19 protein-coding genes are annotated in these 18,656 nt (G+C 72.3%); 17 read left to right on the top strand and 2 right to left on the bottom strand.

Features of this window, described 5'->3' with window-relative positions:
- The 13 genes from Q1V71_RS07095 to Q1V71_RS07035 form a co-directional block, all read left to right on the top strand.
- A partial coding sequence (locus tag Q1V71_RS07095) for a cell division protein FtsZ (RefSeq protein WP_367280130.1) occupies positions 1–606 on the top strand: 606 nt, incomplete at its 5' end.
- 16 nt (positions 607–622) lie between these two features.
- A complete protein-coding gene (pgeF, locus tag Q1V71_RS07090; RefSeq protein ID WP_300642242.1) occupies positions 623–1,315 on the top strand; it encodes a peptidoglycan editing factor PgeF in 693 nt (230 codons plus the stop codon).
- Positions 1,312–2,019, top strand: coding sequence for a YggS family pyridoxal phosphate-dependent enzyme (locus Q1V71_RS07085; RefSeq protein WP_300642239.1), 708 nt, complete (start codon positions 1,312–1,314; stop codon positions 2,017–2,019). The genes pgeF and Q1V71_RS07085 overlap by 4 nt, the downstream gene beginning before the upstream one ends.
- Positions 2,020–2,076: 57 nt before the next feature.
- Positions 2,077–2,553, top strand: coding sequence for a cell division protein SepF (locus Q1V71_RS07080; RefSeq protein WP_300642236.1), 477 nt, complete (start codon positions 2,077–2,079; stop codon positions 2,551–2,553).
- Between the two features lie 64 nt (positions 2,554–2,617).
- Positions 2,618–2,914, top strand: coding sequence for a YggT family protein (locus Q1V71_RS07075; protein WP_300642233.1), 297 nt, complete (start codon positions 2,618–2,620; stop codon positions 2,912–2,914).
- A 136-nt stretch (positions 2,915–3,050) separates the two neighbouring features.
- Positions 3,051–3,779, top strand: a complete 729-nt coding sequence (locus tag Q1V71_RS07070; protein WP_300642230.1) for a DivIVA domain-containing protein — start codon at positions 3,051–3,053, stop codon at positions 3,777–3,779.
- Positions 3,780–3,948: 169 nt separating this feature from the next.
- A complete protein-coding gene (locus Q1V71_RS07065; RefSeq protein WP_300642227.1) occupies positions 3,949–5,034 on the top strand; it encodes a TraR/DksA C4-type zinc finger protein in 1,086 nt (361 codons plus the stop codon).
- A gap of 38 nt (positions 5,035–5,072) precedes the next feature.
- Positions 5,073–5,597, top strand: coding sequence for a signal peptidase II (gene lspA / locus Q1V71_RS07060; RefSeq protein ID WP_300642224.1), 525 nt, complete (start codon positions 5,073–5,075; stop codon positions 5,595–5,597).
- Positions 5,594–6,532 (top strand): RluA family pseudouridine synthase, encoded by a 939-nt coding sequence (locus Q1V71_RS07055; protein WP_300642221.1) that lies wholly within the window; start codon positions 5,594–5,596, stop codon positions 6,530–6,532. Before lspA ends, Q1V71_RS07055 begins: the two co-directional genes overlap by 4 nt.
- Positions 6,519–7,271, top strand: coding sequence for a GNAT family N-acetyltransferase (locus Q1V71_RS07050; RefSeq protein WP_300642219.1), 753 nt, complete (start codon positions 6,519–6,521; stop codon positions 7,269–7,271). Before Q1V71_RS07055 ends, Q1V71_RS07050 begins: the two co-directional genes overlap by 14 nt.
- Before the next feature lie 145 nt (positions 7,272–7,416).
- A complete protein-coding gene (gene dnaE / locus Q1V71_RS07045) occupies positions 7,417–10,971 on the top strand; it encodes a DNA polymerase III subunit alpha (protein WP_300642216.1) in 3,555 nt (1,184 codons plus the stop codon).
- A complete protein-coding gene (locus tag Q1V71_RS07040; protein ID WP_300642213.1) occupies positions 10,956–11,570 on the top strand; it encodes a hypothetical protein in 615 nt (204 codons plus the stop codon). Before dnaE ends, Q1V71_RS07040 begins: the two co-directional genes overlap by 16 nt.
- A gap of 177 nt (positions 11,571–11,747) precedes the next feature.
- On the top strand, positions 11,748–13,415 hold the full coding sequence (locus Q1V71_RS07035; RefSeq protein WP_300642210.1) for a DUF3352 domain-containing protein: 1,668 nt from the start codon (positions 11,748–11,750) through the stop codon (positions 13,413–13,415).
- Positions 13,416–13,472: 57 nt separating this feature from the next.
- On the opposite strand, the gene ybaK is transcribed toward Q1V71_RS07035, so the two are convergent.
- Positions 13,473–13,958 carry a Cys-tRNA(Pro) deacylase gene (gene ybaK / locus Q1V71_RS07030; protein ID WP_300642207.1) on the bottom strand — a complete coding sequence of 162 codons (486 nt, stop codon included), beginning with the start codon at positions 13,956–13,958 and terminating at the stop codon, positions 13,473–13,475.
- 123 nt (positions 13,959–14,081) lie between these two features.
- Positions 14,082–14,756 (bottom strand): LON peptidase substrate-binding domain-containing protein, encoded by a 675-nt coding sequence (locus Q1V71_RS07025; RefSeq protein WP_300642205.1) that lies wholly within the window; start codon positions 14,754–14,756, stop codon positions 14,082–14,084.
- A 116-nt stretch (positions 14,757–14,872) separates the two neighbouring features.
- Here Q1V71_RS07025 and hisD point away from each other — a divergent pair, with 116 nt between their 5' ends.
- The 4 genes from hisD to hisH are packed head-to-tail and all read left to right on the top strand — an operon-like array spanning position 14,873 to position 18,592.
- Positions 14,873–16,189 (top strand): histidinol dehydrogenase, encoded by a 1,317-nt coding sequence (hisD, locus tag Q1V71_RS07020; RefSeq protein WP_300642202.1) that lies wholly within the window; start codon positions 14,873–14,875, stop codon positions 16,187–16,189.
- 11 nt (positions 16,190–16,200) lie between these two features.
- A complete protein-coding gene (locus Q1V71_RS07015; protein ID WP_300642200.1) occupies positions 16,201–17,340 on the top strand; it encodes a histidinol-phosphate transaminase in 1,140 nt (379 codons plus the stop codon).
- Positions 17,337–17,945, top strand: a complete 609-nt coding sequence (gene hisB, locus Q1V71_RS07010) for an imidazoleglycerol-phosphate dehydratase HisB (RefSeq protein ID WP_300642197.1) — start codon at positions 17,337–17,339, stop codon at positions 17,943–17,945. The genes Q1V71_RS07015 and hisB overlap by 4 nt, the downstream gene beginning before the upstream one ends.
- Entirely contained in the window at positions 17,942–18,592 is a 651-nt protein-coding gene (hisH, locus tag Q1V71_RS07005) for an imidazole glycerol phosphate synthase subunit HisH (RefSeq protein ID WP_300642195.1), read from the top strand. Before hisB ends, hisH begins: the two co-directional genes overlap by 4 nt.
- Positions 18,593–18,656 lie beyond the last annotated feature (64 nt).

Below are 18,656 nucleotides of genomic sequence, written 5' to 3'. Positions count from 1 at the left end.
GTGCAGGGCATCACGGACCTGATCACGACCCCGGGTCTGATCAACGTCGACTTCGCCGACGTCAAGGGCGTCATGAGCAGCGCCGGCACGGCGTTGATGGGTATCGGCTCGGCCCGCGGCGCCGACCGCGCGATCAAGGCGGCCGAGCTCGCCGTCGAGTCGCCGCTGCTCGAGGCCTCGATCGAGGGCGCCCACGGTGTCCTGCTCTCCATCCAGGGCGGGTCGAACCTCGGCATCTTCGAGATCAACGATGCCGCGCAGCTCGTCAAGGAGGCCGCGCACCCCGAGGCCAACATCATCTTCGGAACCGTCATCGACGACACGCTGGGCGACGAGGTCCGCGTGACCGTCATCGCCGCCGGCTTCGACGGCGGCACCCCGAAGCGTCGCGACGAGGGCACGGTCCTGCGCCGCGAGCCCAAGCCGGTCCAGACCCAGGAGGAGACCCGCGCCGCGGTCGCCGCCGCCGTCGCCCAGCGCCAGGAGGCCCCGGCGCCGACGCCGGCCCCTGCCGTCCAGGCCAGTGCGCCGGCGCCGGCCCGCCCGGCCCCGCGCCGCGTCGAGTTCGACGACGACGAGCTCGACGTGCCCGACTTCCTGAAGTAGGGCGCTGCGCAGGCTCGTGTTCTCCTTCCGCGACCACCGTGAGGGCGACGTCCGTGTGGACGTCGCCTTCACCGACGCGAGCCTCGACCTGCAGGGCCTTCGGCCCGGCTTCGAGCAGAGCCTGCCCGCCCTCGAGGCGGCCTGTGGCGTCCGGTTCGCCCGGATGAACCAGGTCCACGGCGACGTCGTGCTGCTCGTCGACGAGCCGGGCCCCGCCCCGACCGAGCAGGTCCCCACCGCAGACGCGATGGTCACGACCTCGCCCGGCCTCGGGCTGATGGTCCGGGTGGCCGACTGCGTCCCGGTGCTCCTCGCGGACACCGCGACCGGGGTCCTCGGGGTCGTGCACGCAGGTCGCGCAGGGGTCGTGCTCGACGTCGTCGGGCGCACCGTGGGACGCATGCGGGACCAGGGCGCCCGTGACCTGGTGGCCTGGGTGGGGCCGCACGTGTGCGGCGGGTGCTACGAGGTCCCGGAGCGGATGCGCGAGGAGGTGGCCGCCGTGGTCCCGCAGACCCGCGCCGAGACCACCTGGGGCACACCCGCACTCGACCTCGGAGCGGGCGTGCGTGCCCAGCTGCTCGCCCACGGCATCGAGCCGGTCGAGGTCTCCCGCTGCACGCGCGAGGACGACGCGCTGCACTCCTACCGCCGTGACGGCGAGCGGTCCGGCCGCCTCGCCGGGCTCGTGTGGACGGTCGCGGCATGAGTGCGGAGAGCCGCCGCGATGAGCTCGAGCGCAACCTCGCGGAGGTCCGCGCCCGGATCGACCGGGCCTGCACCGCGGCCGGGCGGGAGCCGGGCTCGGTCGGGCTCACGGTCGTCACCAAGTTCTTCCCCGCCGCCGACGTACGCCTCCTCGCCGAGCTGGGCGTCACCGACGTCGGGGAGAACCGGCACCAGGAGGCCGAGGCCAAGGCCGCCGAGTGCGCCGACCTCGGACTGCGCTGGCACTACATCGGCGGCCTGCAGAGCAACAAGGCCGCCGCCGTCGCGCGGTACGCCGACGTCGTGGAGTCCGTGGACCGCGCCAAGCTCGTGGGGCGGCTCGCGGCCGGTGCGGTCGAGCGCGGTGCCGAGGTGGAGGTGCTGCTCCAGGTCAGCCTCGACCCGCCCGGCGCAGACCACCGTGCGGGCGCCGATCCGCAGGACCTCTCCGCGCTGGCCGAGGCGGTCGAGGCCGCCGACGGCCTGCGCCTGGCCGGACTGATGGCCGTGGCGCCGCTGGAGGAGGACCCCGCCGAGGCCTTCGCGCGGCTGGCGGCCGTGCAGGCCGACCTGCTGCGAGACCACGCCGGCGCCGACCGGCTCTCGGCAGGGATGAGCGGCGACCTCGAGCAGGCCGTCGCCGCGGGCGCGACACACGTGCGTGTCGGCTCGGCAATCCTCGGTTCCAGGCCGCCGGCCCGTTAGCGTTCAGACCAACCAGCGCCCCGTCTTCGGGGCGCTCGATCCCGGAGGACACGACTCATGAGCGGCGCGATGCGCAGGATCGGCGAGTACCTCGGCCTCGTCGAGGACACCGGCCGGTACGACGAGCACGACGGCCACGACGAGACCGTCGAGACCCGACCCGTCGCCGCCGCCCGGGCACCCCGCCCGGCTCCGGTCTCAGACCTCGCCGAGCGGCGCCGCCCCGCCGCCGGCCCGACCGGAGTGGTGGCCGAGCTGTCCCGCATCACGACCCTGCACCCCAGCACCTACAACGAGGCGCGCACCGTCGGTGAGCACTTCCGCGACGGCGTGCCGGTCATCATGAACCTCACCGAGATGGACGACGCCGACGCCAAGCGCCTCGTCGACTTCGCCGCGGGCCTGGTGTTTGCCACGCGTGGCACCATCGAGCGCGTCACCAACAAGGTGTTCCTGCTGTCCCCGCACAACGTCAGCGTGACCGCGGAGGACAAGGAGCGCATCGTCGAGGGTGGCTTCTTCAACCAGAGCTGAGCGGCCCGTGGGACGCTAGGCCCCTGTTCCGCCCGCGCCCAGAAGACCCAGGAGAGCTCCCGACGTGTACGTCGTAGGTTCGATCATCCACGTCATCCTCTTCGTGTTCATCGCGTTGATGTGGGTCCGCTTCATCGTGGACTGGGTCATGGTCTTCGCCCGCCAGTGGCAGCCTTCGGGTCCGTTGCTGGTCGTGCTCGAGGTCGTGTACTCGATCACCGACCCACCGATCAAGGCGCTGCGCAAGGTGATCCCGCCCCTGCGCCTGGGCAACTTCGCCCTGGACCTCAGCTTCCTGCTGGTGCTCGTCATCGCCTGGGTGCTGCTCAACGTCAACGACGCGGTCCTGCTCTCCTCCTGAGCGGTCCTCGGGGCTCGGCGCGCCGCTGGGAGCACCGTGGGTCACACGTGCCCCAGCCTTGCCGCTATTGTTCGACCGACAGGAGCGGTGGGCCGTCTGGCCCGCTGCCGAATGACGACTACGAATGGGTGAGGTCATGCCGCTGACGCCCGAGGACGTGAGCAACAAGCGCTTCACGCCCGTCCGCCTCCGTGAGGGCTACGACATGGGGGAGGTCGACCAGTTCCTCGACGAGGTGGAGGCCGAGCTGGCCCGCCTCACGAAGGAGAACGACGACCTGCGCGTCCAGCTCTCCCAGGTGCAGGCAGGTGGCCCGCCGACCGAGGCGTTCACGCCGCCGGTCGCCCAGCCGGAGCCGGTCAAGGCCCCCGAGCCCACAGCCCCGGCTGCTGCGCCCGCGGCCCCCGCGCAGACGCTCCGCGTGGAGACCGTCGCCGACGCCTCCAACGCCGCGGCGCGACTGCTCGAGATCGCCACGCGCAACGCCGACGAGCTCGTCGAGGACGCCAAGGACCAGGCCGACAAGATCATCGGCGAGGCCCGCACGAAGGCCGAGCGCCTCGAGAGCGAGTCCAAGACCAAGGCCGACCGGATGGAGGCCGACGCCCGCACCCGCGCGCAGATGCTCGACTCCGAGACCGCCGAGCGCCGCCAGCAGATGTTCGGCGACCTCGAGCGCGAGCGCGACAAGCTCTCCGGCGAGGTGGACCGTCTCCGTTCCTTCGAGCGCGAGTACCGCTCCCGCCTGCGCAGCTACTTCACCCAGCAGCTCGAGGCCCTGGAGGGCAACGCCGACGAGGCGCCCTCCGAGGACGCTCCGGCGCCCAAGCGCCTGCGCTCCATCCTCGGGGAGGAGGAGGGCTGAGACCCTCCCATCCCTCGCACGAACGTCGAAGGCCGGCTCCCCAGCGGGGGGCCGGCCTTTGCCGTTCCCGGCGAGGCGGATTGTGGGCCACCCCACCACCCACTAGCCTCCGGCCATCACTGGTCCAGCCCGACCTCGCCGTCGGGCCTGTCGAGGGGAGTCGAGCCCGATGGCTCGAGCCGCACGCAAGTCGCTCGCCGGCACCGCCGCGTCCGCCGCAGGGCGACTGATCCGCCGCCGCTCCGCCGCCGCCGAGGAGCCGGCTCCCGCGACGGGGAAGGCCGCGCCCGCGAAGAAGGCTGCGCCTGCGAAGAAGGCTGCGCCCGCCACGAAGGCCGCGCCTGCGAAGAAGGGCGCACCTGCGAAGAAGGGCGCACCTGCGAAGAAGGCTGCGCCCGCGAAGAAGGCTGCGCCTGCGAAGAAGGCTGCGCCCGCGAAGAAGGCCGCGCCTGCGAAGAAGGCCGCGCCTGCGAAGAAGGCCGCGCCTGCGAAGAAGGCCGCGCCTGCGAAGAAGGCCGCGCCTGCGAAGAAGGCCGCGCCTGCGAAGAAGGCCGCGCCCGCGAAGAAGGCCGCGCCCGCCAAGAAGGCCGCGCCCGCGAAGAAGGCCGCGCCGGCCAAGGCAGCAGCCCCGGCCACGAAGGCCGCGCCTGCGAAGAAGGCCGCGCCCGCCAAGAAGGCCGCGCCGGCCAAGAAGGCCGCGCCGGCCAAGAAGGCCGCGCCCGCGAAGAAGGCCGCGCCGGCCAAGGCAGCAGCCCCGGCCACGAAGGCCGCTCCGCCTGCGAAGCCCGCCGATTCGGCGCGACTGACCACGACGAAGAAGACTGGTGCCGTGAAGAAGACCACTGCCCCCTCGGCCACCGCGGACGCCCTGGTGGTGAAGGACGGCGAGGACGCCTGGACCCCCGCGGAGCTCGCCGAGGTGCTGACCGGGCTGGAGGAGCAGCGGGCCCACAGCCTGGAGATCGTCGCCGAGCAGGAGGCCGAGCTCTCCGGGCTGATGCGCGACTCCGGCGACGGGGCCGGGCAGGACCAGGCGGACCTCGGCGCCACGACCTTCGAGCGCGACCACGAGATGAGCGTGCTCAACAGCGAGCGCGACAAGCTGGCCCAGATCGACCGGGCGCTGGCCCGCATCGCCGACGGCACCTACGGCGTGTGCGAGTCGTGCGGCCAGCCCATCGGCAAGCTTCGTCTCATGGCGTTCCCGCGTGCCACACTGTGCATGACATGCAAGCAGCGCGAGGAACGACGGTAGCCCGGGACCCCGGGGAAGAACCCTCCACCCTGTCCGCGGTGCGGGCCCGGCTGCTGCTCGCCAGCATCGCTGTGGTCCTGTACGCCGTCGACATGGTCACGAAGGTCCTGGCCGTCGAGCACCTCGACGGCGAGCCGGACGTGCCCCTGGTCGGGGACCTGCTGGTCCTCAACCTCGTGCGCAACCCCGGTGCGGCGTTCAGCACGGGCACCGAGTACACCGTGGTCCTCAGCTGCCTGGCGATCGTGGCGGTCCTCGTGGTGCTCTACCTCAGCCTCCGCGTGCGCAGCCGGCTGTGGGCGGTGGCCCTCGGGGCGCTGCTCGCGGGCGTGTCGGGCAACCTGACCGACCGCATCCTGCGTGAGCCGGGGCCGCTGCGCGGGCACGTCATCGACTTCCTGATGCTGCCGAACTGGCCGGTGTTCAACATCGCCGACGTGTGCATCAACGTGGCCGCCGCACTGATCCTCGTGCAGGCCTTCCGCGGCATCCGCCTCGACGGCACCCGGGTGCCCGACGACGAGGACGAGCCTGCGGCCCAGCAGCAGGAGCCGACGTCATGACGCAGACCTCGGAGCAGCGCAGCCTCTCCGTGCCCGACGGGCTGGCGGGGGAGCGGGTCGACGCCGCCATGGCCCGGATGTTCGGGCTGTCCCGCACCCGGGCCGCCGACCTGATCGCCGGCGGCCTGGTCCGCATGGATGGTGCCGAGATCGGCAAGAGCGACCGGGTCCTGCCGGGCGCGGTCATCGACGTCACCATCCCCACGCTCACCGACCCGTTGGTCGTGGTGCCGGAGATCGTCGAGGGGATCAAGATCATCCACGACGACGAGTCCATCGTCGTGATCGACAAGCCGGTCGGCGTCGCGGTGCACCCCTCGCCGGGGTGGAGCGGTCCGACCGTCGTCGGGCACCTGGCCGGCGCGGGCTTCCGGATCGCCACCAGCGGGGCCTCGGAGCGCCAGGGCATCGTCCAGCGCCTGGACGTGGGCACCTCGGGCGTCATGGTCATCACCAAGTCCGAGCACGCCTACAGCGTCCTCAAGGACGCCTTCCGCAAGCGCACCGTCGACAAGACCTACCACGCGCTGGTGCAGGGGCACCCGGACCCGCTCGAGGGCACCGTCGACGCCCCGATCGGCCGCCACCCCAAGCACGACTACAAGTTCGCGGTGATGACCGACGGTCGCGCCTCGGTGACCCACTACGAGACCCTCGAGGCGCACCGCTTCGCGAGCCTGCTCGAGGTGCACCTCGAGACCGGGCGGACCCACCAGATCCGCGTGCACATGAGCGCCCTGAAGCACCCCTGCGTCGGTGACCTCACGTACGGCGCCGACCCGGCGCTCGCGAGGCGCGTGGGTCTGGAGCGGCAGTGGCTGCACGCGGTCAAGCTCGGCTTCGTCCACCCCGACACCGGCGACCACGTCGAGTACGAGTCGACGTACCCCGAGGACCTCGCCGCGGCCCTCGAGGTCATCCGTGACGCCCACTGAGCCGAGCCCTACGGGCCCCGAGGGTGCCGAGCTGTCCGACACCGGCCAGCCGGTCCTGGTCCTGCGCCCCGCCGAGCCCGACGACGCCGACGCCCTCGCGCTGATCCACGTGCTCGCCCGGCGCGCGGCCCCGATGCCCGAGGCGGTGCACGACGAGGACGACGTACGCCGCTGGCTGCGCTCGCGGATCGCGACCGACGAGACGTGGGTCGCGGAGGTCGACGGGCTGCCGGTCGGCTACGCCCGCTGGACCCCGGGCTGGCTCGACGACCTCTACGTCCAGCCGGCGCGCCAGGGCGGCGGCGTAGGTGCGGCCCTGCTGGAGCTGGTCCAGGCCCGGCAGCCCGACGGCTTCTGCCTGTGGGTCTTCGAGTCCAACACCCCCGCGCGCGGCTTCTACGCCCACCACGGCCTGCTCGAGCTCGAGCGCACCGACGGCTCGGCCAACGAGGAGCGCGCCCCCGACGTACGGCTGGTGTGGCCGGGTCAGGAGCCGCTGGCGTGCCTGCGCGCGCTCGTCGACGAGGTCGACACCCAGCTCGGCGACCTGCTGGCCCGCCGGGCCGCCCTGACCCGCGCGATCCAGCCCTTCAAGACCTCCTCGGAGCGCGATCCTGCGCGCGAGCGGGAGGTCGCCGAGCACCTCGCCACCCGGGCGCCGGCGCTGGGCCTCGAGCGGCTCGAGCGGATCGCCCACGTGGTGATCTCCGAGTCGCTGGACGCCGCCCGCGAAGGCTGAGGCCCGGGGCCGGGACTGTCGGTGGCACCTGCGATGGTCTGTCCCTCGGCTCGCGTAGTCTGATCCCCTTCCCCCGGATCAGCGACCTGCGTGTCGAGACCGCTTCCTGCCCGCACGACGACCCTGAAGGGAACGCAGCGCACCGATGTCATCCGGGCCCTCGCAGGACTCCTTCGTCCACCTGCACGTCCACACCGAGTACTCCATGCTCGACGGCGCGGCGCGGCTGGGCGACCTGGCCCAGCGGGCCGCCGACCTGGGCATGCCGGCGGTCGCGATGACCGACCACGGCAACGTCTTCGGCGCCTACGAGTTCTACTCCAAGGCCAAGGCGGCCGGGGTCAAGCCGATCATCGGCATCGAGGCCTACTTCGCGCCCAACATCAGCCGCTTCGAGAAGAAGGGCGTCAACTTCTACGACGGCGGCCCCGACGACGTCTCCGCGCGTGGTGCCTACACGCACATGACGCTGCTCAGCGAGTCGACCGAGGGCATGCACAACCTCTTCCGGCTCTCGACCGGGGCGTGGCGCGACGGGTTCTTCAAGCATCCGCGCATGGACCGCGAGCTGCTGGCCCAGCACAGCAAGGGGATCATCGGGACCACCGGCTGTCCGTCGGGCGAGGTGCAGGTCCACCTGCGCTACGGCAACTACGACGCGGCCCGCAAGGCCGCCGGTGACTTCCAGGACATCCTGGGCCGGGAGAACTACTTCCTGGAGCTGATGGACCACGGTCTCGACATCGAGCGGCGGGTCCGCGACGGCCTGCTGACCCTGGGCAAGGACCTCGGCATCCCGCTGCTGGCCACCAACGACTCCCACTACGTGAACCGCGAGGACGCCGCCTCGCAGGAGCACCTGCTCTGCATCAACTCCGGCTCCACGATGGACATCCCGGCCGGCGACGGCCCGGGCCAGCGCTTCGCCTTCCAGGGCGACGGCTACTACATCAAGACGGCCGCGGAGATGCGCGAGATCTGGCGGGACTTCCCCGAGGCCTGCGACAACACCCTGCTGATCGCCGAACGCTGCGACGTGCAGTTCTCCGAGACCGTCGGCAAGTACATGCCCCGCTTCCCCTGTCCGCCGGGGGAGAACGAGGACTCCTGGCTGGTCAAGGAGGTCGAGGTCGGCCTGGCGCGGCGCTACCCGAACGGCGTGCCCGACAAGGTCCGCAAGCAGGCGGAGTTCGAGCTCGGCGTCATCACGCAGATGGGCTTCCCTGGCTACTTCCTCGTCGTCGCCGACTTCATCGGCTGGGCCAAGGACCACGGCATCCGCGTGGGTCCCGGTCGCGGCTCCGGTGCGGGCTCGATGGTGGCCTACGCCCTGCGCATCACCGACCTCGACCCGCTCGAGCACGGCCTGATCTTCGAGCGCTTCCTCAACCCCGACCGCGTCTCGATGCCCGACTTCGACATCGACTTCGACGAGCGCCGGCGCGGCGAGGTCATCCGCTACGTCACCGAGAAGTACGGCGACGACCGGGTGTCCTACATCGTCACCTACGGCACCATCAAGGCCAAGCAGGCCGTCAAGGACTCCAGCCGCATCCTCGGCTACCCCTTCGCCATGGGCGACCGGATCACCAAGGCGATGCCCGCGGCGGTGATGGGCAAGGACGTCCCGCTGCAGGACATCTTCGACCCGCAGCACAAGCGTTTCGGCGAGGGCGGGGAGTTCCGCCAGCTCTACGAGGCCGACAACGACGTCAAGCGGGTCGTGGACACCGCCATCGGCATCGAGGGCCTGAAGCGGCAGTGGGGTGTGCACGCCGCCGGCGTCATCATGTCCAGCGAGCCGCTGGTCGACGTCATCCCGCTGCTCAAGCGCCCTGCCGACGGCGCGATGATCACCCAGTTCGACTACCCCACCTGCGAGGCCCTCGGCCTCATCAAGATGGACTTCCTGGGGCTGCGCAACCTGACCGTGATGGACGACGCGGTCAAGAACATCAAGGCCAACCGTGGCGAGGACGTCGTCCTCGAGGACCTCCCGCTCACCGACCCCGCGACCTACGCCCTGCTCCAGCGCGGCGACACCCTCGGCGTCTTCCAGCTCGACGGCGGCCCGATGCGCGCGCTGCTGCGCTCCATGCGCCCCGACTGCTTCGAGGACATCTCGGCCGTGGGCGCGCTCTACCGCCCGGGCCCGATGGGTGCGGACTCCCACAACAAGTACGCCCGACGCAAGACCGGTCGCGAGCCGGTGGAGCCGATCCACCCCGAGCTGGCCGAGCCGCTCGAGGACGTCCTGGGCGAGACCTACGGCCTGATCGTCTACCAGGAGCAGGTCATGGCCATCGCGCAGAAGCTCGCGGGCTACAGCCTGGGACAGGCCGACATCCTGCGCCGCGCGATGGGCAAGAAGAAGAAGGCCGAGCTCGACAAGCAGTTCGAGGGCTTCTCCGGCGGGATGAAGGAGCGCGGGTACTCCGACGCCGCGATCAAGACGCTGTGGGACATCCTGCTGCCGTTCTCCGACTACGCCTTCAACAAGGCCCACTCCGCGGCGTACGGCCTGGTGTCCTACTGGACTGCCTACCTCAAGGCCAACTACCCCGCCGAGTACATGGCGGCGCTGCTCACCTCGGTGCGCGACGACAAGGACAAGTCCGCGATCTACCTCAACGAGTGCCGCCGGATGAAGATCCAGGTGCTCCCGCCGGACGTCAACGAGTCGGCCGCCGACTTCACCCCGGTCGGCACCGACGTCCGCTTCGGCCTCACCGCGGTGCGCAACGTCGGCGGCAACGTCGTGGACGGCATCGTCTCGGCGCGCGAGGAGAAGGGCCGCTACCTCGACTTCAACGACTTCCTGGCCAAGGTGCCCGCGCACGTCTGCAACAAGCGCGTGATCGAGTCGCTGATCAAGGCCGGCGCCTTCGACGACATGAAGCACCGGCGCCGCGCGCTGGTGGCCGTGCACGAGACGGCGGTCGACCAGTACGTCGACATCAAGCGCAACGAGGCCATCGGCCAGGACTCGCTCTTCGGGGGACTCGACGAGGAGGACTCCGGCTCCTTCGGTGTCACCGTCGCCATCCCCGACATCGACGAGTGGGACAAGATGACCCTGCTCGGCCACGAGCGCGACATGCTCGGGCTCTACGTCTCCGACCACCCGCTGCTCGGCCTGGAGCACGTGCTGAGCCAGGGCACCGACTGCAGCATCGGCGAGCTGATGCTCGACGAGTCGCGAGCGGACGGCAGCCCGATCTGCATCAGCGGCCTGGTCACCTCGGTGCAGCGCAAGATCACCAAGCGCGGCGACGCGTGGGCGATGGTGACCCTGGAGGACCTCGACGGCGCCATCGACGTGCTCCTGTTCCCCAGCGCCTACCAGCTGGCGAGCACGCTGCTGGTCGAGGACGCCATCCTCACGGTCAAGGGACGGCTCTCGCGCAGCAAGGACCAGCCGGAGATCCACGGCCAGGAGGTGTCGGTCCCCGACATCAGCGACGGGCCCTCGGGCCCGGTCGTGATCTCACTGCCCTCGACCCGCTGCACCGGACCGGTCGTCGAGCAGCTGCGCGACGTCCTGGCGACCCACCCTGGGATGACCGAAGTACGGTTGCGCCTCATGAAGCGCGAGCAGACCCTCGTGATGAGGCTCGACGACCGGCTCCGGGTGACCCCGACCCCGGCGCTGTTCGCGGACCTCAAGCAGCTGCTGGGTCCTGGATGCCTGACCAGCTGAGCCCCGAGCACGACGCGCAGCCGCACGCGGACCCGGCCGACACCGGTGTCGCTGGCCTGGAGCCGCGTCGGCCGCGCCGCCCGCACCGTGCGGGCGCGGGTCGGTGGCAGGCGCCGGTCGTCGTGGCGCTCTTCCTCGCCGCGGGAGCCGGTCTCGGCGTCCTGTGGGAGCAGCTGTGGGCACCCACCCGCGGCACGGTCGTGCGGCGCCAGTGGTTCGTGGTCGACGACCAGCTGCGCTACGACCTCGACGGGCTGCGCAACCAGTTCTCCGGCACCGCTCTGTTCACCACCCTCGGCCTCGGCGCCGGTGTCGTGCTGGGGCTGGTGTGCGCGCTGTTCCTGGCGCGCCACGAGCTGCGCACGCTGGCCGCGGTCGCGGTGGGCTCGGCTGTCGGTTCGGTGCTGATGTGGCAGGTGGGGACCCGGCTCGGTCCCGCGGACCCCGAGGTCCTGGCCCGCGACCTGCCGCGAGGCACCGTCCTCCCCGACAACCTCGAGCTCGGCTCCCTCGGAGCGCTGGTGGCCCTCCCGCTGGGTGCCGTGCTGGCCGTCGGGGTGGTCTTCTTCCTCCTCCCGGCGCGTCCCGGCCGCGGCTGAGACCTCTCCGCGGGCTGTTGTCCACAGCCTCACGCCGCGACCACTCGCGATCGCCGTTCCAGGACCTACTCTTCGGGTGGCTGCTCGAGCACACGCTCGGGCAGCGCCTCCTCGACAGCCGCGCGGGTAGCGTCGGCCCCGACGAGCCCCCAGCCCGCCCGACAGTGGAGATGCACCATGAGCGACGGCACGCCCGCCCCGGAGTACCTCGAGCCCGCCGCCGGCTCGCCGCTGCCAGGGGAGGGGCGGTCCCGGAAGCGACCGCTGCTCCTCGGGGGCGCGGCGGTCGCCGGCGTGGCGCTGGTCGGCGCGGCGGCTTGGGGCGCCTGGTGGTGGCTCGCGGACGGCGGCCAGGCTGCGGAGGCGCTGCCTTCGTCGGCCGTGGGGTACGTCGGGCTCACCCTCGACCCCAGCGGCTCGCAGAAGGTCGAGGCACTGAGCACCCTGCGCTCGCTGCCCGCGATCGCCGAGGAGCTCGACCTCGACGGCCCCGTGGAGGACATCGACCTCAAGCAGACCCTGGGCACGGCGTTCCTCGGGACGGCGCCCTGCGACGACCTGACCTACGCGGAGCACCTCGAGCCCTGGCTCGGTGACCGCCTGGGCGTGGCTGTGGTGCCTGTCGACGACCAGCCGAAGGTCGTGCTGGCCGTGGAGGCCGCCGACGAGGACGCCGCCGTCGAGGGCATGGACGCTCTGATGGCCTGCGGCGACGACGACACGGGTGACGACGTGGAGGGGGCCGCGTACCAGGTGCGGGACGGCTGGGTCGTGCTGGCTCCGGACGAGACGGCACTCGACGCAGTCCTCGCCGACCTCGACGAGGGCACGCTCGCAGACGACGAGGACTTCCAGCGCTGGACCGGGGAGGCAGGGGAGCCCGGCGTGCTCACGATGTACGCCGCTCCAGCGGCCGCCGACTACCTCCAGGACGCGCTGGACGGCTTCTTCGGCGATCTGGGTGAGCCCCTGCTCGAGGACTCGATCAGCGACCCCACCGCCCTGACCACCAGCGCCTCGACCGTCACCGCCACCTCCGAGCAGCCCTCGCCCGAGGAGCAGCTGGAGGAGGCGATCGAGGCCTTCGAGGGTGCGGCCGCGACCGTGCGCTTCGTCGACGGCTCGATGGAGCTGGAGATGGCCGGTGGCCTGGGCGACTCCGAGCTCCTCGCCGCCGCGGACGCCGAGGACACCGGCGACGCGAGCAGCCTGGTCACCGAGCTGCCCGCAGGCACCGTCCTGGCCGCGGCCACGGGGCTCTCGCCCGAGGGCCTCGAGGAGCTGGAGGGCGAGCTCGGTGCCGACGCCGACGACATGGTCGAGGGGCTGCTGGGTCCGCTGGACCTGGACCCGGTCGCGCTGCTCGGTGATGCCGTCGGGCTGGCCGTGGGCCCCGACCTCGACGTGGAGGGTCTGGTCGCCGGCACGACGACCGACCTCCCCGTGGCGCTGCTCACGACCGGGGAGCTGGCGGCCGCGCAGGACGTCGCCGAGGGCCTCGGTCTCGGCCTGGCAGCCTTCCTGGGCGTGGAGCCCGCGGTGCTGGGGGAGGACGGGCGCGTGGTCCTGGGCCTGGACGAGGCCTGGGCCGAGGAGGTCGCTGCTGCGGACGGTTCCCTGGGCGAGGACGAGCGCTTCCAGCGGGCCGTCCCGGACGCCGACGACGTCGATGGCCTGCTCTTCCTCGACGCCGACGCGCTCGTCGACCTGGTCCGCGGCTCGCTGCCCGAGGGTGAGGACGACGCGGTGCTGGACAACCTCGAGCCGCTCCAGGCGCTGGGCCTGAGCGCCTCGACCGAGGACGGCACCAGCCGGCTGGTCCTGCGGGTCACGACCGACGACTGACCCGGACCGCGCAGCAGCAGGGGCCGCGGCGGGGCCGCAGCGGGAGCCGCCGTGCCGTCAGCGGCCGATCCTGGCCGTCACCGCGTCGGTGACGGCCAGCAGGTCGGCCGGTGCCAGCTCGATGTCGAGGCCGCGGTGTCCCCCGGAGACGAGCACCCGGTCGTGGGTGAGCGCCGAGGCGTCGACGACGGTCCGGTGGCGCTTGCGCTGGCCGATGGGGGAGATGCCGCCGACGACGTACCCCGTGGCGCGCTCGGCGGCCGCGGGGTCGGCCATCGCGGCCCGGCTGCCGCCCAGCGCCCGGGCCAGCGCCTTGAGGTCCAGCTGTCCGGTGACGGGCACGACGCCCACGACCAGCTGCCCGTCGAGGTCGGCCAGCAGGGTCTTGAAGACCCGCTCGGGCGCCACCCCGAGGGCCGCGGCGGCCTCGAGCCCGTAGGACTCCGCACGCGGGTCGTGCTCGTAGGGGCGCAGGGTGAAGTCGATGCCGGCGCGGGTCAGCGCCACCGTGGCGGGGGTGCCGCCGGCGTTCTTCCTCGGCATCAGGTCACCTTTCGTCTTGCGGGGTCTCGACACGCCTGTCGCGGCTTCGTCCCTCAGCCGCGGGCTTGCTCGACCTTCGCCGCCGACGGGACCGTCCTCGTGCCTCGGACGGGCCCTGGCGGCTCAGTTCGGCGACCAGCGGGTGCGCGCGACCTCGGTGGCCGGCAGCGAGGGGATGACGTTCATCGCCCGCAGCTCGTCGCGCAGCAGGTCGGTCACCAGGCGCAGCCGGTCGGCGGCGTCGTCCGCCTCCAGCAGTGCCTGCCGCTCGGGCATCGGCAGCGGGGCGCTGGCCGCCAGCGTCCACGAGAGGTACGTCGGGTCCTGGGGGAGCACACCCTCGTGCGGGTCCGCGCGGATCTCGGCCAGGGCCGCCCGGTAGGCGGTGAAGGTGGCCCGGGCCCGGTCCATCAGGTCCTCGAGCGCCGCGTCGAGCGGCGGCTCGGTCTCCTCGCGCAGCTGCACGTGGCCGGAGGGGAAGGCGCCGGACCCGTCGAGGTGGTCCAGCTCGAACCGGTCGCGACCGACCGCGAGCACGGAGAACGTGCCGTCCGGGTGCTGCTCGGCCTCGGTGAGCTGCAGCCGGACCCCGACGCGGTAGAGCGACTGGGCGCCGTGCTCGCCGACCTCGTAGCCCTCGCGGATGCCGACCGAGCCGAACAGCCGCTGCGCGGGGTCCTCGATCCGGAGCAGGTGGTGGACCAGCGCGCGGTAGCGGTCCTCGAAGACGCGCAGGGGCACGGTGACACCCGGGAACAGCACCGAGTTCAGAGGGAACATCGGCAGGGAGTCGGGCACGGGTCGAGGTTAGGGCACCCGACCAGCCACGGAGGGGTGTGAGCCACCACCCGCCGTACGTCCACCGCGGGGCGGGGGTGGGGAACCGCCTCGACCCCGCTCGTAGACTCGGGACCATGATCCGCCGCATCGACCTGCGCAGCGCCGCCACCGGCCGCGCGGTGGGTGAGCCGTTCGACTACCGGACGGCCCTGCCGCGTGCCGACTTCGACGTCGAGGCGGCGGTGCCGGCGACCCATGCGATCTGCGAGGAGGTCCGCACCCGCGGCCTCGAGGCGATCCTGGAGATGTCGCAGAAGTTCGACGGCGTGACCCAGACCGACATCCGGGTCCCCGTCGAGGCCATGACCCGCGCGCTCGCCGAGCTCGACCCCGCAATCCGTGCGGGCCTCGAGGAGTCGATCCGGCGCCTGCGCGTGGCCAGCGAGGGCGAGCTCGAGCAGGACGTCGTCACTGACCTCGGCCCGGGTGCCCGGGTCGTGCACCGCAAGGTCCCGGTCGGCCGCGTCGGCCTCTACGTCCCCGGCGGCCTGGCCCCGCTGGTCTCCAGCGTCCTGATGAACGTCGTCCCCGCCCAGGTGGCCGGCGTGCCGTCGCTCGCCCTGGCCAGCCCGCCGCAGGCGGAGTTCGGCGGACTGCCGCACCCCACGATCCTGGCCGCGTGCGCGCTGCTCGGCGTCGAGGAGGTCTACGCCGTCGGTGGCGCCCAGGCGATCGCGATGTTCGCCTACGGCACCGGCCCGTGCGCCAAGGTCGACCTGGTGACTGGCCCCGGCAACATCTGGGTGGTCACCGCCAAGCGCCTGCTCAAGGGGCTCATCGGTGTCGACTCCGAGGCCGGCCCCACTGAGGTCGCCATCCTGGCCGACGAGACCGCGGACGCGGCGTACGTCGCCGCCGACCTGATCGCCGAGGCCGAGCACGACCCGCTGGCCGCCGCGGTGCTGATCACCGACTCCGAGACCCTGGCCGACGACGTCGACGCCGAGCTGGACAAGCAGGTCGCCACGACCGGTCACGTCGAGCGCGTCAAGACCGCACTCGGCGGCAGCCAGTCCGCGATCGTGCTGGTCGACGACCTCGACCAGGGCGTCGCGGTCTGCGACGCCTACGCCGCCGAGCACCTGGAGATCCAGACCCGGGACGCCGCGGCCGTCGCGGCGCGCATCCGCAACGCGGGCGCGATCTTCATCGGCGACCACGCGCCGACCGCCCTGGGCGACTACTGCGCGGGCTCCAACCACGTGCTGCCGACCGGGGGCTGTGCCTGCCACTCCTCGGGCCTGTCGGTGCGGGCGTTCACCAAGTCGATCCACGTCGTGGACTACTCCCGCGAGGGGCTGGAGGCGGTGGCGGACCACGTCGTCACGCTCGCCGAGGCCGAGGACCTGCCCGGTCACGGGCAGTCCATCCGCATCCGCTTCCAGAAGTAGTCGGGAGCCCCATGACCTTCCCGCCGCTCCGTGAGGAGCTGCGCGGCCTCGCGCCGTACGGCGCCCCCCAGCTCTCGCTGGAGGTCGCGCCCGTGCAGCTCAACACCAACGAGAACCCCTACGGCCCCTCCGAGGCCTGCGTCGCCGACATCGCCGCCGCGGCCGCGGAGGCGGCCCGCGGGCTGAACCGCTACCCCGACCGCGAGCACCTGGCCCTGCGCGAGGCGCTGGCGGCGTACCTCTCCCGTGACGTGGCGCCCGGCCAGGAGCCGATCACCGCCGAGCAGGTGTGGGCGGCCAACGGCTCCAACGAGGTGATGCTGCAGATCCTGCAGGCCTTCGGGGGACCGGGGCGCACCGTGGTGAGCTTCGCGCCGACGTACTCGATGTACCCCGAGTACGCCCGCGACACCCACTCGCGCTTCGTGGTCGGCCGTCGGGCCGAGGACTTCACCCTCGACGTCGACGCCGCCGTGGCGCTGGTGGAGGCCGAGCGGCCGAGCGTCGTGCTGCTGCCGAGCCCCAACAACCCGACCGGCACGGCACTGGACCCCGAGGCCGTCGGTCGGCTGTGCGACGCGCTCGGCGAGGACGGACTGCTGGTCGTCGACGAGGCGTACGGCGAGTTCCGCCGCGCCGGGACGCCGAGCGCGGTCGAGCTGCTGCCGACCCACCGCAACCTGGTGGTCAGCCGCACCATGAGCAAGGCCTTCGCAGGCGCTGGGCTGCGGCTGGGCTACCTCGCCGCCGACCCCGCGATCTGCGACGCGATCCGGGTCGTGCGCCTGCCCTACCACCTGTCCGCGGTCAGCCAGGCCGTGGCGCTGGCGGCGCTGCGCCACCGCGAGGAGCTGCTCGGCAAGGTGGACGACCTGCGACGGGAGCGCGACGAGTGCGTCGCCTGGCTGCGCGGTCGGGGGCTGCAGGTGGCCGACTCCGACGCGAACTTCGCGTTGTTCGGCAGGTTCGCGGACCGGCATGCTGTGTGGCAGCGGTTGCTGGACGAGGGTGTCCTCGTCCGCGAGGTCGGTCCCGAGGGCTGGCTGCGGGTGTCCATCGGGACGCCCGAGGAGATGGCAGCGTTCCGCGCTGCTGTGGACGTGGTGCTCGAGGAGTCGGGTGCACGCGAAGAGCTGAGGAGAGAGCCATGAGCCGCACCGGACGCGTGGAGCGCCAGACCAGCGAGTCCAAGGTGCTCGTCGAGGTCGACCTCGACGGGACCGGCCGCCACGACATCTCGACCGGCGTCGGCTTCTACGACCACATGCTCACCGCCTTCGCGCGGCACGCGCTGGTCGACCTGACGGTGCAGACCGAGGGCGACGTCCACATCGACGCCCACCACACCGTCGAGGACACCGCGATCGCGCTGGGCCAGGCCCTGCGCCAGGCGCTGGGCGACAAGACCGGGGTGCGCCGCTTCGGTGACGCCACCGTGCCGCTCGACGAGGCGCTGGTCCAGGCCGTGGTCGACGTCTCCGGTCGCCCCTACTGCGTGCACACCGGCGAGCCCGAGGGTCAGCAGTACGTCCAGCTCGGCGGCTCCGGCGTCTCCTACCTGGGGTCGCTGACCAAGCACGTCTTCGAGACGATCGCCTTCCACGCCCACCTCGCGATCCACGTGCGGGTGCTGGCCGGTCGCGAGCCGCACCACATCGTGGAGACGCAGTTCAAGGCGTTCGCCCGGGCCTTCCGCGACGCGGTCGCGATCGACCCGCGCGAGACCGGCGTGCCGTCCACCAAGGGCACTCTGTGACCTCACCCCGGGTGGTCGTCCTCGACTACGGGTCGGGCAACCTCCGCTCCGCCGTGCGCGCGGTCGAGCGCGCCGGCGCTGACGTCGAGCTCACCTCCGACTTCGACGCGGCGCTCGAGGCCGACGGCCTGCTCGTCCCCGGCGTCGGGGCGTACGCCGCGTGCATGGCCGGTCTGCGGGCGGTGAAGGGCGAGCGCATCATCGGCCGTCGGCTCGCCGGCGGGCGCCCGGTCCTCGGGATCTGCGTCGGCATGCAGGTGCTCTTCGCCCGCGGGATCGAGCACGGCGTCGAGACCGAGGGCTGCGACGAGTGGCCGGGCCTGGTCGAGCGCCTGCAGGCGCCCGTGGTGCCGCACATGGGCTGGAACACCGTCGCGGTGCCCGAGGGCTCGCAGATGTTCGCCGGCGTCGAGGACGAGCGGTTCTACTTCGTCCACTCCTACGGCGTGCGCGACTGGACGTTGGTGACCAACGACCGCACCCGCGCGCCCCTGGTCACCTGGACCGAGACCGGTCCCACCCCCGAGACCGGCGACCGCTTCGTGGCGGCGGTCGAGAACGGCCCGCTGTGGGCCACCCAGTTCCACCCGGAGAAGTCCGGGGACGCCGGCGCCGCGCTCCTGCGCAACTGGGTCGCCACCCTCTGAGTCGACCCGGACCGGCCGACACCCCCGCGAGCCGCGCCCAGCGGCGTACGAACACGAAGAGAGC

Source organism: Nocardioides sp. (assembly GCF_030149505.1).
Lineage (GTDB): Bacteria > Actinomycetota > Actinomycetes > Propionibacteriales > Nocardioidaceae > Nocardioides.
This window is presented reverse-complemented; position numbering and strand designations above follow the sequence as displayed.

Bases quoted from the DNA above. Each gene is read 5' to 3' on its own strand.
- Q1V71_RS07015 (WP_300642200.1), top strand. From the start codon at position 16,201: ATGACCTTCCCGCCGCTCCGTGAGGAGCTGCGCGGCCTCGCGCCGTAC.
- hisB (WP_300642197.1), top strand. From the start codon at position 17,337: ATGAGCCGCACCGGACGCGTGGAGCGCCAGACCAGCGAGTCCAAGGTG.
- ybaK (WP_300642207.1), bottom strand. From the start codon at position 13,958: ATGCCGAGGAAGAACGCCGGCGGCACCCCCGCCACGGTGGCGCTGACC.
- Q1V71_RS07085 (WP_300642239.1), top strand. From the start codon at position 1,312: ATGAGTGCGGAGAGCCGCCGCGATGAGCTCGAGCGCAACCTCGCGGAG.
- Q1V71_RS07055 (WP_300642221.1), top strand. From the start codon at position 5,594: ATGACGCAGACCTCGGAGCAGCGCAGCCTCTCCGTGCCCGACGGGCTG.
- Q1V71_RS07040 (WP_300642213.1), top strand. From the start codon at position 10,956: ATGCCTGACCAGCTGAGCCCCGAGCACGACGCGCAGCCGCACGCGGAC.
- Q1V71_RS07070 (WP_300642230.1), top strand. From the start codon at position 3,051: ATGCCGCTGACGCCCGAGGACGTGAGCAACAAGCGCTTCACGCCCGTC.
- dnaE (WP_300642216.1), top strand. From the start codon at position 7,417: ATGTCATCCGGGCCCTCGCAGGACTCCTTCGTCCACCTGCACGTCCAC.
- hisD (WP_300642202.1), top strand. From the start codon at position 14,873: ATGATCCGCCGCATCGACCTGCGCAGCGCCGCCACCGGCCGCGCGGTG.
- Q1V71_RS07080 (WP_300642236.1), top strand. From the start codon at position 2,077: ATGAGCGGCGCGATGCGCAGGATCGGCGAGTACCTCGGCCTCGTCGAG.
- Q1V71_RS07035 (WP_300642210.1), top strand. From the start codon at position 11,748: ATGAGCGACGGCACGCCCGCCCCGGAGTACCTCGAGCCCGCCGCCGGC.
- Q1V71_RS07065 (WP_300642227.1), top strand. From the start codon at position 3,949: ATGGCTCGAGCCGCACGCAAGTCGCTCGCCGGCACCGCCGCGTCCGCC.